The 207-nt window shown below is 36.7% G+C and carries 1 pseudogene; it reads left to right on the top strand.

Features of this window, described 5'->3' with window-relative positions:
• A pseudogene (locus ACRHOC_RS16095) lies at nucleotides 1–201 on the top strand (asparagine synthase (glutamine-hydrolyzing)); the annotation flags it as partial.
• Between the last annotated feature and the right edge of the window lie 6 nt (nucleotides 202–207).

The following is a 207-nucleotide window of genomic DNA, read 5'->3' on the forward strand; positions in this document are numbered from 1 at the left end:
CTACTTAAAGCCAGATTAATTACTCTTGGGTACAGCTTTAAAACAGAGAGCGATACCGAACTATTATGTGCTTTATATTTAGAATATGGCGAATCTTGTGTTCACCACCTTAATGGAATGATTGCGATTGTAATCTTTGATAGATTGAACAATACGCTATTCGTGGCGAGAGACCGACTTGGACAAAAGCCGTTTTACTAATATCAT

The organism is Winogradskyella poriferorum (assembly GCF_050618035.1).
Classification (GTDB): domain Bacteria; phylum Bacteroidota; class Bacteroidia; order Flavobacteriales; family Flavobacteriaceae; genus Winogradskyella; species Winogradskyella poriferorum_A.